The sequence below is a fragment of the Streptomyces sp. NBC_00250 genome, assembly GCF_036192275.1.
In the GTDB taxonomy this organism is placed as follows: Bacteria; Actinomycetota; Actinomycetes; order Streptomycetales; family Streptomycetaceae; genus Streptomyces.
This window is the reverse complement of sequence record NZ_CP108088.1, coordinates 6,343,953-6,355,891: the sequence shown is the minus strand read 5'-3', so window position 1 is coordinate 6,355,891 and position 11,939 is coordinate 6,343,953. Positions and strand designations below refer to the sequence as shown.

Here is an 11,939-nt window from a genome sequence, read left to right as displayed (position 1 = left end):
CTTCTCCATCCTGGTCCGAATGTCCGGATATGGCCTGCGGAGGGGCACGCCTGTTCGCCCACCGGAAGGGGGTGGGCTGCATAATCGCCAGCAGTTGTCTCGGGGAGGGGACCCATCATGACCGGACACGTCTGTCCTGAATGCGGTGTACAGAGACCTGGCTGCGCCTGCGCCCAGGCGGAGCTGGCGGCGGCCGAGGACTTCGATCCGCTCCGGATCAGGCCGTACGTGACGCTGGACGCGGCGGAGGGCGGGGCGGGGGGCCCCGGCGCGTACGCGACGGACGTTCCGTACGAGTCCCCCGGCGCGTACGCGACGGACGACCCGCCGACGGCCCGGCTGGCGGCGATCCGGGACGACGGGGGGCCGAGCGGGGGGCCGGGCGGGGATGCCGTCACGGTGCAGGCGCCGGGTGCTGGGGCTGGAGCAGGTGCTGGGGCTGGGGCCTACGGGACCGAGACGTACGGAACTGAGGCGTACGGGACCGAGGCCTACCGGACCGAGGTCCTTCCGGCCGTGTCGCACGCGGGCGGCGACCTCTCCGAGACCATGCCGCTCCGGCTGCACGGCGTCGGTGACATTCCCCCGCCGCCCGGCCACGAGCGAGGGCACGGGCGGGGGCAGGGGCGCAGGCGCGGCATGGTCGTCGCGGCCGTGGCCGCCGTCGCCGTGGCGGGTACCGCCGCCCTGGCGGCGGCCGTGCTCGGCGGCGGGGACGAGCCCGTCGACCGGGCGGCCGTACCCGAGGTGACCACGAGCGCGTCCCTGAACCTCGCCGTGTCGGAAGCTCCGTCCCCTTCCTCCTCGTCGGAGAGTCCCGAGCCGACGTCGTCCTCCCCGACCCCGCGCAAGACGTCCGCGTCCCCGTCGGCCACCCCTTCCGCGAGCAGCACGGCCACGCCGCCGAGCGCCTCGGCGAGCACGACCGGCGCGGCGCCGCCCCCGGCCGCCACCTCCTCGGCAACACCGGCCACCGCCTCGCCGACGACGGCACCGGCCACGACGTCACCCCCGACGGAGTCGCCGGGGAAGGGCGAGGAGGAGCCGGAGACCCTGAGCTTCGGCTCCAGCGGGCACGAGGTGCGGGAGCTCCAGCGACGGCTGACCGACGTGGGGGTCTACGAGGGCCGGATCAACGGCAGGTACGACGACGAGGTCTGGGAGGCGGTCTCCCTCTACCAGTCGTACATGTACATCCAGGACGACCCCGAGGGCGTGTACGGCCCGAACACCCGCGAGGTCCTGGAGCGGTACACCCCTCACATCTGACCTCCCCGGTCCGTGCGCCCCGCGAGTCCCGTGAGTCCCGGCATACGGACCGGTTGGCCAAGACGGCCCCCGGTTTTGTATCGTAGAAAAACAAAGTGGCCCCGCCCGCAATCCCTGACCGGTGGGCGGGACCGCTTCGTTCTCCGCACCACCCCCTCTGGAGACCCGATGCCTGCCACCACCCCGGCAACGCTCACCGCCCGCGCCCTCCTCCTCGACATGGACGGCACCCTCGTCAACTCGGACGCCGTCGTCGAGCGCTGCTGGCGACGCTGGGCGGAACGGCAGGGCCTCGACGGGGAAGCCGTGCTCAAGGTGGTCCACGGCCGCCAGGGGTACGCGACGATGGCCGTCCTCCTCCCGGACCGCCCGATGGACGAGAACTACGCCGACAACCGGGTCATGCTCGCCGAGGAGACCGCGGACCTCGACGGTGTCGTGCCCGTCCCCGGCGCCCCCGCCTTCATGGCCGCGCTCGCGCAGCTGCCGCACGCCCTGGTGACCTCGGCGGACGAGGCCCTCGCGCAGGCCCGGATGGGGGCCGCGGCGCTCCCGATGCCGGAGACCCGGGTCACGGCCGAGGGCGTCGGGGCCAGCAAGCCGGACCCCGAGGGCTTCCTGAAGGGCGCGGCCGAGCTGGGCTTCGACCCGGCGGACTGCATCGTCTTCGAGGACTCCGAGGCCGGCATCCAGGCGGGCCGCGCGGCCGGCATGCGGATCGTGGGCGTGGGCCCGCGCGCGGCGGCCTTCGCGCCGGACGTACACATCGCCGACCTCACCCAGCTGCGGGTCGAGGCCGCGGCCGACGGTTCGATCACGCTGACCGTCCTTCCGTAGGCCCCACCACCCCAGACTCCACACCTCACCCTCAGCGGAACGAGACCCCGGACCGAACACGGTCCGGGGTCTCGTTCCGTCCGCGCGCACCCACCCCCGTGACACCGGGCGGAACCTGGCGCTCCATCAGAACACGTCCCACCCCTTGATGTGACGTGTTCATGTCGCAACCCTGTTACCTGGCGCACCCCCCACCGAAACCTGGCGCCGCCACGATGACCGGGCCATCGCCCGGCACCCCCACGGGGACGGCACCCAGCCACGGTCCCCCCATCCCAAGGGAGCTCACATGCCCGTCGGCAACGTCTACGCGCGTCGACTCGCTGTACTCGCCACCTCCGCCGCCCTCACCGTCACCGGTCTCCTCGCCACGGCCCCGGCCGCCCAGGCCGCCATGCCCACCCCGGTCAGCGCCGCCACCGCCCGCACCTACCTGGCCGCCCTCACCGTGAAGGCGGAAGGTTCCTCCTCGGGCTACAGCCGGGACCTCTTCCCGCACTGGATCACCCAGTCCGGTGCCTGCAACACGCGCGAGACCGTCCTCAAGCGCGACGGCGTGAACGTCGTGACGGACTCCAGCTGTGCCTCGATCAGCGGCAGTTGGTACTCGCAGTACGACGGCGCCACCTGGACCGTGGCCTCCGACCTCGACATCGACCACATGGTCCCGCTCGCCGAGGCCTGGCGCTCGGGCGCCAACGCGTGGACCACCTCGCAGCGCCAGTCGTTCGCGAACGACCTCACCCGGCCGCAGCTGATAGCCGTGACGGACAACGTCAACCAGTCGAAGGGCGACCAGGACCCGGCGGAGTGGCTGCCCTCGCGGACCGCCTACCGCTGCACGTACGCCCGCGCGTGGGTGCACGTGAAGTACCACTGGAACCTCAGCGTCGACTCCGCCGAGAAGAGCGCCCTCCAGTCCGTCCTCAACGGCTGCTGACCGCCCCACCGCTGACATCACATCAACAACGGACACCGGGAAGTGAACCTCACCACACACTTCCCGGTGGCCGAATGTTGAACTTGCAAGCACTACTGAGGGGTGCCTAACCTTACGGCCTCATCGGTTTCCGTCCCCCCGCTCCCCGTCCACCCCACGGACGAGGCCAGGCCGAAGGAGTCCCCCCATGAACACCCCGAACACCCTGAACACCCCACGCAATTCGAACGACGCGAAGAGCCCCGGCGGCGGCGCGAGCACCCTCTCGGGCCGCCTCGACCAGGCCCAGCCGTACGCGCTCGGCCTCTTCCGCATGGTCGTCGGCCTGCTCTTCGCCTGCCACGGCGCGGCCTCGCTCTTCGGAGTCCTCGGCGGCGCGATGGGCGGCGGCACGGTCCCGGCCGGCACCTGGCCGAGCTGGTACGCGGCCGTGATCCAGCTCGGCGCCGGTGGCCTGGTCCTGGCGGGTCTGGGCACCCGGAGCGCCGCGTTCCTCGCCTCGGGCTCGATGGCGTACGCGTACTTCAAGGTCCACCAGCCGGAGTCCCTCTTCCCGCTGCAGAACGGCGGCGAGACCGCGGCCCTGTTCTGCTGGGCCTTCGCACTGCTCGTCTTCACCGGCCCGGGCGCGCTCGCTCTCGACCGGCTCTTCGGCAGCCGGGTCGGCGCGGGCTCCACGACCCGCAGGACGAGCGAGGAGCAGGCCGCCCCGGTCACGGCCTGAGCGACGACGCCGGCCGGGGTGAGGCCCAGCGGCCCCACGGCCGGCGTCACCGCCGTACAGAAAGGGCCGTACAGAACTGCCGTACAGGAAAGGGCCGGGATACGCAGCACGCGTTCCGGCCCTTTCCCGTGCCCCGACCGCCCGGAACCGGCCCCTCGGGTCGGCCGCTTTCCCGCAGAGCCGCACAGGTTCGAACGGGGAGGGCCGGGCCCTCGGCCCTCCCCGGGCCGGGCCCTCGGCACCACCCGGGCGGGCCCCGGCACCCACCCAGGCTGGACCCCCGGCACCCACCCGGCAGACGGCCTCACGCCCCCGCGTAGGCTCTGCCCCTGTGAATCTGCTCGACAGCCTGGGCTCGCTGCGGTCGCTCACCGCCGGTCCATGGATCTACCCGGTGGTGGCGACGTCGATCCTGCTCGACGTCTTCCTGCCCGTGCTGCCGAGCGGCTTCCTGGTGATCACCGCAGCCACGGCGGCGGCATCGGCCACCGCGGCCACCCCCGACGTACCGTCCCTCATCCCGCTGCTCCTGTGCGCGGCCACGGCCTCGGTGCTCGGCGACTTCCTCGCGTACCGGCTGGCCCTGCGGGGCGGCGCCCGCCTGGACCGTACGATCGCCCGGTCGAGGCGCCTGTCCATGGCGCAGGAACGTCTCGGCACCGCACTGGCCCGGGGCGGCGGACTGCTCGTGGTCCTCGCGCGCTTCGCGCCCGCGGGCCGCTCGGTGGTCTCGCTCGGCGCGGGCGCGGCGAAGCGGCGCGTCGAGGAGTTCCTGCCGTGGTCGGCCCTGGCGGGCATCACCTGGGCCTCGTACAGCGTGGGACTCGGCTGGCTCGGCGGACAGTGGCTGGGCGCGACCTGGTTCAGCGCGGGGGTGTCGACCCTCGCGCTCTTCCTGGTCGGCGGGCTCGCCGCCTATCTCATACGGCGTCCGCCTGAGGCTCCCGCGCCTGCCTCCTGACGGCGGGATGCGCCCCGCGCACCTCCAGGCCGTCGAGAAGTCTCGCGGTCGCGTCGGCGATCTCGTCCACGGCCCGCTCGAAGACCTCACGGTTGTGGGCGGCGGGGTGGTGGAAGCCGGAGACCTTGCGGACGTACTGCAGGGCGGCGGCCCGGATGTCGGCCTCGGTCGCCTCCTCGGGCAGCGCGGGCGGTCGGAGCGTCTTGATGCTGCGGCACATGCCTCCAGTGTGGCGCGCCCCACTGACAACCGCCGCGAACAGGGCACCGGGCCCCCGGCCGGGGAACATGAGGAGCGGTCCGGCACAGGCCACGAGGCAGCCCGGCACAACCCAGCCCGTCCAGCGAAGCAGCCCGGCACAACCCAGCCCGTCCAGCGAAGCAGCCCGGCACAACCCAGCCCGTCCAGCGAAGCAGCCCGGCACAACCCAGCCCGTCCAGCGAAGCAGCCCGGCACAACCCAGCCCGTCCAGCGAAGCAGCCCGGCACAGCCCGGCCCGTCCAGCGAAGCAGCCCATCAGGAACCGGGAGCGGCCCGGCGCAGCCCGCAAGGCAGCCCATCAGGGACCGGAGCGGCCCGGCACGGCCGGGAGCGGGGTGCTCAGGCCCCGAGACCCCGTCGGCTGCGCGCGTTGATCTCGGCGGCTCGGGCGCGCAGCTCCCGCAGGGGCGTGGCGAGCTGGACGTCGGCGGGCTCGGCCTCCCACTCGGCGCCGCCGTGGACGGCCCGGATGAGAAAGCGCCCGGAGACGCTCTCCACATAGAAACCGACCCGCCCGGTGGCGGTGTCGCGGACGAGGTCACCGACCTCGGGCAGTGGCTGCACGCATCCCCTCCGTCCCGATTCCTGAAGCATTCCCGGAGTACTCCTGAAGCATGGGGACACCCAGAGAAGCGGCGCGGACCCGCCCTGTCAACGTATCTCTAGAGATGTCCCCCGATGGATGGATCGACCGGGCGGGACGGCGTACAGGTGTGCACCCTGGCCGCGGGGTGCGCCGTAGGGTGTCCCGCAGATGAAGGGAGTGGTCCACCCGTGACTGACCAGGACAGCGCTCGTCGGCCCAAGTACCAGCGCATCGCCGACGAGTTGAGAACCGCGATCCAGTCAGGCGCCTTCGCGCCGGGTGACCGGCTCCCCGGCGAGAACGACCTCATGACGACCTACGCCGTGGCCCGGATGACGGCCCGCCAGGCCCTCTCCGTGCTGCGCACCGAGGGGCTCGCCGAGGCCCGCAAGGGCGCCGGGGTCTTCGTCCGCGTCTTCCGCCCGTTGCGCCGCCGGGGCATCCCGCGCCTGTCGGGCGAGCAGTGGGGCAACGGTCGTTCGGTCTGGTCGGCGGACGTGGAGGACCGGGAGCTGGTGGTCGACCAGATCGAGGTCGGCGAGACGGAGGCCGGCGCGCGGGTGGCCGGTGCGCTGAACCTGACGCCGGGCGCACCCGTGTGCGTCCGCAGCCGCCGGTTCGTGCTCGACGCGAAGCCGGTGCTGCTCTCGGTCTCGTACCTCTCGGCGGAGCTGGTCCGCGGTACGCCGATCGCCGAGCCGGACACGGGGCCGGGCGGGACCTACGCCCGGCTGACCGAGCTGGGCCACCGGCCGGTGCGGTTCCGCGAGGAGATCCGCTGCCGGATGCCGACGGCGGACGAGTCGGACCGGCTGGCCCTGGAGTTCGGGACGCCGGTGGTCCTCATCGGTCGTACGGCGTTCACCGGGCCGGGGATGGCGGTGGAGCTCAACGAGATGACGCTGGACTCGTCGTCGTACGTCCTGGAGTACGACTTCGACGCGTGACGTCGCACCGCAGTCCCGGGTCGGCGTGGACGACCTCCCCTTCGTACGCGGCGGCGGCCAGCGCGACGGCCTCCGCGGCCGTCACCGCCGCCCCCACATGGGTCACGACGAGCCGCCCTGCACCGGCCTCGGCGGCGCTCCGGCCGGCCTGCGCGGCCGAGTGGTGCCCGGGTGCGCCTCCGTCCGCCTCGCACACGAACAGGTCGCAGTCGCGGGCGAGTTCGACGAGGGAGGGGCAGGGCTCGCAGTCGCCGGAGTAGACGAGCGAGCGTCCGCGCTCGTCCTCCACGCGCAGCGCGAAGGCGGGGAGCCCGTGCTCGACGGCCCGGGACGTCAGGGTCAGCCCACCGATCCGAGCGACATGCCCGTCGTGCAACTCCTCGACGGCGAAAGCCCTTCCGACGGGACTGCGCTCGCTCCCGTTGGTGAGGAACCCGGCGAGCCGATCCGCGATGCCGGCGGGTCCGAACAGCGGTACGGGCAACGGGAGCTCACGTCCCGAGTAGAGCAAGGCGTAGTAGTAGGTGAGCAGGTCGGCGGAGTGGTCGGCGTGGAGATGGGAGATCCAGACGGCGTCGACGTCGCCGAGAGCGACGTACCGCTGGAGCTCGGCGAGGGTGCCGCTCCCGGCGTCCACCCAGACCCGGACACCACCGCCCTCGACGAGATAGCCGGAACAGGCGTTGCCCGGCCGGGCGAAGGGGGTGGCGGACCCGAGCACGGTGATCCGCAAGGACGCGTCGAACATGAGCCAAGATTAAATTACCTCGACGCCAACTCACGCGAAGTTGTGCGGATGAGGTGAAGAGCGTGCGTATTCTGTGTGCTCGTCGGGACCCATCGGCGGGCTTCCGGCAGAAACTGAGGGACATTCATGCTTCGCGCACGCACGTTCGCGGCCGTGACCGCGGCCGCCGCCTCCGGCATCCTGCTGCTGCCCACGCAGGCACAGGCCGCCGGATCCGTCCACCTGTACAAGATCTACTACGACAGCCCGGGCACGGACCGTCGCTCGAACACGAGCCTCAACGCCGAGTACGTGCAGATACGCAACACGACCGGCGCGGCGGTCAACCTGCGCGGCTGGACGCTGACGGACACGGCGAACCACAAGTACACGTTCGGCAACTTCACCCTCGGCAAGGGCAAGATCGTGACGGTCCGCACGGGCCGCGGCACGAACTCGGCGGCGAACGTCTACCAGAACCGCGGCGCGTACGTCTGGAACAACGACCGCGACACCGCGACGCTGAAGAAGTCGAACGGCACGCGGGTCGACACGTGCTCGTACAACTCGACGCGGGTCGACTACAAGTGGTGCTGACCCCGCACCGCACGTGACGAAGGACGGGCCCCGGGAATCCCCCGGGGCCCGTGCTCACTTCCGGCCCGACTCCCCCGCCTCGGCGGCCTTGGAGGACTCCGAGGACCCTGAGGACTCCGAGGGCTCCGGGGACTCGGCCGCTCGGGCGGCCGGGATCCCGTGCTGCTGCACGTCGGAGTTGACCTGCCCGCCGAGGGTCATGACGTTCAGGGTCGCGGAGTTCTCGTTGGCGATGGCCTTCTCGACCCGGGCGACGAGCGTCGAGAACGCCTCCCGCTTGGGCAGGTGGTGGTACGGCCCGACCTTGGCCTCGAAGTAGACCCGCTCGTGCCCGAGCAGTTGCTCGGTGGACCGGTAGTTCTTCCACTGCTCGCGGTACCGGTACACGCTCTCCAGCGAGACGGCGGCGACGACCACGACGCTCAACACGGTGGCGGTGACCCGCGCGAAGACCAGATCCAGGTTCACGAACACGGGCACGAGCGCGCCACCGACGACGGAGACGGTCCGCATCCGCAGATGCATCGCCTTCATCCGGGTCGCCTTGGAGTCGTACCACTCCTGGTACTGCGAGAGCCTCGTCTCGATGTACCGCTGCGGCGTCATCTCGCCGCCCTGCACCACGGGTTCGGGCGCGTCTCCCACCTCAGCCATACGGCGAGTACATCCGTCCTGCCAGGTCCCCGTCAACTCTCCGCCCATTCCCCCACAGCCCGCCACAAGGTACTTTCAACCGACCGTCAACACCCCTTCGGCCACCGAAACTTCAGGGAGGAACCGTGGCGCAGCACCACCTCACCCACCCGACCACCGCCACCAAGGTCGGCATCACCCTCGGCATCCTCGCCGCCGCTCTGATAGCCCTGGCGGGCCACACGACCACCGGCACGACCGAGGCCAGCAACCGCGAGACGGGCACGGTCAAGGTGGAGGCGAGCGCGGGCGACAAGAAGGTCGAAGTGATCAAGGCCTGACGCCACCACGGACCGTGAAAGCCCCCTCGCCATGACGGCGAGGGGGCTGTCACGCTCATGCTGTGCTCCAACGGCGAAGGGAATTCAACCTGTACAGCCGGGGACGGGAACGGCCCCGCCGCAGTTGTTCGGGCGGTTGTCGCGCACCGCGGAGCCGATCAGCGTGACCGTGCTGCCGGCGTGGTTGTAGACGCCGCCGCCGTCGTTGCCCGCCGTGTTGCCGTGCACCGAGGAACCGGCCAGGGTCACGGTGGAGTCGAGGTCGTTCCAGATGCCGCCGCCGTCGGCACCCGCCGTGTTGCCACGCACCGAGGAACCGACCAGCGCCACCGCGCTGTCGAAGATGTTGTAGACGCCGCCACCGGACCTTGCCGCCGTGTTGTCGCGCACCGTGGAGGCGGTCAGCGTGAGCGTGGCGTCGAAGTTGTTGTAGAGGCCGCCGCCGTCGATCGTCGACGTGTTGCGCTCCACGGTGGAGCCGGTCAGCCTCACGGTGCCGAAGTTGATGAGGCCGCCGCCGGAGTGACCGGTGTTGTCGCTCACCGTGGAGCCGGTCAGCCTCACCGTGCTGCCGGCGTGGTTGTAGATGCCGCCGCCACCGCCCGCGGTGTTGTGCTCCACCGAGGAGCCGGTCAGTTCCAGCGTGCCGCCGTCGTTGCGGATGCCGCCACCGTTGCCTCCCGCGCCGTTGGTGACGGTCAGCTCATGCAGCCGCACCCGGACGGCCCCGGTCACCGTCACCACGGAACCGGCCTGGTTGCCGTCGAGCACAGCACCCCCGAGGCCGATCAGGGTCAGGTCCTCGTCGATCGCGAAGGGCCCGGTGCAGGTCCCCCTCACCAGGAGCGTCGCCCCCGGGGCGGCACCACCGATGGCGGTCTGCAAGGCCGCAGGGTTGCCGCGACAGTCCACCGAAGCGACCGCCGCGGCCACAGCCGTCACGGCCCCGCCCAACCCGACCGCCCCCGATGTCGCCACCAGCACCGTCGCCGACAGCAGTGCACGAGCAGATCCCTTGAGCATCCGGCTTCTCCGTTCTCCACACGAGGCACACCGGAGACCCGGCCCCGCTGCCGTAGACGGGCATGGACACCCCACGCACCCGCACCCGCACCCGAGAACAACCGATCCCCCACCCACCCGCAAGCCACGCCGCAACCAGCCCGAACACCGCCCGAACGGCCCGCGAGAACACCCCGTGTGGCCGACGACCCACCCAGGCCACGGAGGGAACTTCGAACGAAGGACGCCACGGGAGCGAGAGACCAAGCCCCATGAGGCACCCGTCCTCGGACGGCCTACCGACCTCCCCACGACGACCGAGGCCCCGCGCCAAGATCGACTGGGGGTCCTCACACCGATGGGAGCGGACGCTTTCGAACCGCCGACATCGCCTGTGCAAGTTCGGTTGTGCGGTCACGGCCACGGGTCGGCCGCTGGTGACGGCTGCTACGGACAGCCGGGCAGGACCGCTGACATCCACCGTCGTCGATGCCAGCCGTGGATGTCAGATCCGCTGGGGCGGAGAAGGAGTCGGTACGGGCGCAAGCAGTGGGAACTCCCGGTGAACCACTGCCCGATCGCCCGTCTTTGCAGCACCGGGATCGCAGCCGGGACGGACGATACCCGAGCCGAAAGGCACCGGCGACTCCCGGCTCGTCGGGGCTACCGTGCGGACATGACGAGTAAGCGGAAGCACTGGCGGGACGACTTGGGGTCCCCGGCAACGATCGCCCTGTTCCGCACACCCGACCGCTGGCGCTACGCCCTGTACTTCTCGGAACCCCGCGGTGCCGCGGACGGCTACCTAGCCCGTCCCGGTGCCGAAGGCGAACCCGGCGAAGCTCAGACAGCCGCGCACGCCAAGGCCGAGGAGATAGCCGGCCAATCGCTGACGATCTCCTGGCAGGCGAGCGAGGAACCGGGTTGGTGGACGGGAGCCATCACGACCGGCACGTCGGAGCCGACGCCTATCCCTGCTGCCGGTTGACGGGGATCTCGTAGACGATCTCGCACAGGGCAGCCGGGACGACGATGTCCGCCGCCTCCACGGGCCGCCCTTCGGTGCTGTAGTACGTCCGCCGGATGCGCGTTCCGCCCCACGGCCTCCGTGTCCGCCGGGAACCGCGACCCCTCGGGCTGCTCGCGCGCCGCGGACCGAACCATCCACACCCGATGCCGCGGCTTCGACGGAACCGCAGCCCTGACGCTCATCATGATCAGCCGAGCAGGCCCCAGAGCCCAGGTGGCCATGGACGTTGATGTCAGATGTAGATGTCAAAGGCCCCCAGATGATCAACTGGGAGCCTTTGCACTGGTGGGCGCGGACGGTTTCGAACCGCCGACATCTGCTTTGTAAGCCTGGCACCACGCGTGGATACGTCCTCGCTGGTCGTCGCGCGTGCCACGCGACGAGTCTCTCGACGGGCGTTCACCCCGCGACGGGCTCCGGGTGTCCGTGGTTGACCGCTCGATCTGGCACGGATCTGGCACGAGAGCGCGCCGAGGCCAGGGGGTCAGTCGTGCCGCGAAGCTGGTACGCGGATGCCGGAACCAAGGTCGGTAGAAGCCGCCAACAACTGGGCTGCCGCTTGCAGCTCGCGTTCCCATGCCGGAAGATCATCCGGTCCGATCCATTCGCTGTACTCCGCCGCGATGGAGAGGAACTGTGTCTCCTCCTCAGTGTGTGCCGCGACGGTCATCGAGAGGCTGTTGCCCACTTCCTTGGGACTCAGATCGCCTTGCACAAGACCGAACGCGAGGCTCACGAGGAGACGTCGGCCAGCCGTCTCCTCATCAGGCAAAGGCACGCCGAGTTCGCTCAGCGCCTGGACGTACAGCTCGCGGACCTCGGTCACATCGCTCCGGCGCGGCAGGCCGGCCAGCTCACGCAGGGCAGGAGAGTCGTGCCCGTCAACTAGCGCGTGCGCAGCGAGCATCGGGAGATCCTCTGGGCGGAGTACCTCCGCCACGTACTGCCAAGCACTGTCCTGCAACCGGTCCATGACGGCCATCGTGAAGGGCGCGAGGCGTTTTGACCAGCAGATTGCCATTGGTTCAGAGGCCTCAGCGGCTTGCCTGCAAACGGCTCTGGAGGCCTCGTGCGTCTCGCCTAT

General features: G+C 71.0%; 15 protein-coding genes. 9 read left to right on the top strand and 6 right to left on the bottom strand.

Translation table 11 applies throughout. The features are described from left to right. Window positions 1-117 precede the first annotated feature (117 nt). The 5 genes from OG259_RS28745 (at window position 118) to OG259_RS28725 (ending at window position 4,731) form a co-directional block, all read left to right on the top strand. Entirely contained in the window at window positions 118-1,269 is a 1,152-nt protein-coding gene (locus OG259_RS28745) for a peptidoglycan-binding domain-containing protein (RefSeq protein WP_328944884.1), read from the top strand. A gap of 168 nt (window positions 1,270-1,437) precedes the next feature. Then, window positions 1,438-2,106, top strand: coding sequence for an HAD-IA family hydrolase (locus tag OG259_RS28740; RefSeq protein WP_328944883.1), 669 nt, complete (start codon window positions 1,438-1,440; stop codon window positions 2,104-2,106). Between the two features lie 289 nt (window positions 2,107-2,395). Beyond that, a complete protein-coding gene (locus OG259_RS28735) occupies window positions 2,396-3,046 on the top strand; it encodes an HNH endonuclease family protein (protein ID WP_328944882.1) in 651 nt (216 codons plus the stop codon). Between the two features lie 313 nt (window positions 3,047-3,359). Continuing rightward, complete coding sequence (locus OG259_RS28730; protein ID WP_328947204.1) at window positions 3,360-3,770, top strand: DoxX family protein; 411 nt, start codon at window positions 3,360-3,362, stop codon at window positions 3,768-3,770. Window positions 3,771-4,101: 331 nt separating this feature from the next. Further along, window positions 4,102-4,731: a DedA family protein gene (locus OG259_RS28725; protein WP_443052033.1), complete on the top strand. Its 630-nt coding sequence runs from the start codon at window positions 4,102-4,104 to the stop codon at window positions 4,729-4,731. Here the strand turns inward: OG259_RS28725 and OG259_RS28720 are convergent. Beyond that, complete coding sequence (locus OG259_RS28720) at window positions 4,691-4,951, bottom strand: DUF2277 domain-containing protein (protein ID WP_328944881.1); 261 nt, start codon at window positions 4,949-4,951, stop codon at window positions 4,691-4,693. The genes OG259_RS28725 and OG259_RS28720 overlap by 41 nt on opposite strands. A 380-nt stretch (window positions 4,952-5,331) precedes the next feature. Further along, window positions 5,332-5,556 (bottom strand): hypothetical protein, encoded by a 225-nt coding sequence (locus OG259_RS28715; protein ID WP_328944880.1) that lies wholly within the window; start codon window positions 5,554-5,556, stop codon window positions 5,332-5,334. A 210-nt stretch (window positions 5,557-5,766) separates the two neighbouring features. On the opposite strand from OG259_RS28715, the gene OG259_RS28710 reads away from it, so the two are divergent. Further along, complete coding sequence (locus tag OG259_RS28710; RefSeq protein ID WP_328944879.1) at window positions 5,767-6,525, top strand: GntR family transcriptional regulator; 759 nt, start codon at window positions 5,767-5,769, stop codon at window positions 6,523-6,525. On the opposite strand, the gene OG259_RS28705 is transcribed toward OG259_RS28710, so the two are convergent. After that, entirely contained in the window at window positions 6,467-7,273 is an 807-nt protein-coding gene (locus OG259_RS28705; protein WP_328944878.1) for an MBL fold metallo-hydrolase, read from the bottom strand. The genes OG259_RS28710 and OG259_RS28705 overlap by 59 nt on opposite strands. Before the next feature lie 126 nt (window positions 7,274-7,399). Between OG259_RS28705 and OG259_RS28700 the strand changes: the two genes are divergently transcribed. Further along, window positions 7,400-7,849 (top strand): lamin tail domain-containing protein, encoded by a 450-nt coding sequence (locus tag OG259_RS28700; RefSeq protein ID WP_328944877.1) that lies wholly within the window; start codon window positions 7,400-7,402, stop codon window positions 7,847-7,849. A 54-nt stretch (window positions 7,850-7,903) separates the two neighbouring features. Here OG259_RS28700 and OG259_RS28695 read toward each other — a convergent pair whose 3' ends face one another. Further along, window positions 7,904-8,503: a DUF4231 domain-containing protein gene (locus tag OG259_RS28695; protein ID WP_328944876.1), complete on the bottom strand. Its 600-nt coding sequence runs from the start codon at window positions 8,501-8,503 to the stop codon at window positions 7,904-7,906. Between the two features lie 125 nt (window positions 8,504-8,628). Between OG259_RS28695 and OG259_RS28690 the strand changes: the two genes are divergently transcribed. After that, window positions 8,629-8,823, top strand: coding sequence for a hypothetical protein (locus tag OG259_RS28690; protein ID WP_328944875.1), 195 nt, complete (start codon window positions 8,629-8,631; stop codon window positions 8,821-8,823). 84 nt (window positions 8,824-8,907) lie between these two features. Here OG259_RS28690 and OG259_RS28685 read toward each other — a convergent pair whose 3' ends face one another. Continuing rightward, a complete protein-coding gene (locus OG259_RS28685) occupies window positions 8,908-9,708 on the bottom strand; it encodes a hypothetical protein (protein WP_328944874.1) in 801 nt (266 codons plus the stop codon). A 793-nt stretch (window positions 9,709-10,501) separates the two neighbouring features. On the opposite strand from OG259_RS28685, the gene OG259_RS28680 reads away from it, so the two are divergent. Next, complete coding sequence (locus OG259_RS28680; RefSeq protein WP_328944873.1) at window positions 10,502-10,813, top strand: hypothetical protein; 312 nt, start codon at window positions 10,502-10,504, stop codon at window positions 10,811-10,813. Window positions 10,814-11,339: 526 nt separating this feature from the next. On the opposite strand, the gene OG259_RS28670 is transcribed toward OG259_RS28680, so the two are convergent. Beyond that, window positions 11,340-11,828 (bottom strand): hypothetical protein, encoded by a 489-nt coding sequence (locus OG259_RS28670; protein ID WP_328944872.1) that lies wholly within the window; start codon window positions 11,826-11,828, stop codon window positions 11,340-11,342. Between the last annotated feature and the right edge of the window lie 111 nt (window positions 11,829-11,939).

Excerpts from the sequence above, each read along its gene's own strand:
- OG259_RS28700 (WP_328944877.1), top strand. The coding sequence starts at position 7,400 with ATGCTTCGCGCACGCACGTTCGCGGCCGTGACCGCGGCCGCCGCCTCC.
- OG259_RS28720 (WP_328944881.1), bottom strand. The coding sequence starts at position 4,951 with ATGTGCCGCAGCATCAAGACGCTCCGACCGCCCGCGCTGCCCGAGGAG.
- OG259_RS28680 (WP_328944873.1), top strand. The coding sequence starts at position 10,502 with ATGACGAGTAAGCGGAAGCACTGGCGGGACGACTTGGGGTCCCCGGCA.
- OG259_RS28730 (WP_328947204.1), top strand. The coding sequence starts at position 3,360 with ATGGTCGTCGGCCTGCTCTTCGCCTGCCACGGCGCGGCCTCGCTCTTC.
- OG259_RS28705 (WP_328944878.1), bottom strand. The coding sequence starts at position 7,273 with ATGTTCGACGCGTCCTTGCGGATCACCGTGCTCGGGTCCGCCACCCCC.
- OG259_RS28695 (WP_328944876.1), bottom strand. The coding sequence starts at position 8,503 with ATGGCTGAGGTGGGAGACGCGCCCGAACCCGTGGTGCAGGGCGGCGAG.
- OG259_RS28740 (WP_328944883.1), top strand. The coding sequence starts at position 1,438 with ATGCCTGCCACCACCCCGGCAACGCTCACCGCCCGCGCCCTCCTCCTC.
- OG259_RS28735 (WP_328944882.1), top strand. The coding sequence starts at position 2,396 with ATGCCCGTCGGCAACGTCTACGCGCGTCGACTCGCTGTACTCGCCACC.
- OG259_RS28745 (WP_328944884.1), top strand. The coding sequence starts at position 118 with ATGACCGGACACGTCTGTCCTGAATGCGGTGTACAGAGACCTGGCTGC.
- OG259_RS28670 (WP_328944872.1), bottom strand. The coding sequence starts at position 11,828 with ATGGACCGGTTGCAGGACAGTGCTTGGCAGTACGTGGCGGAGGTACTC.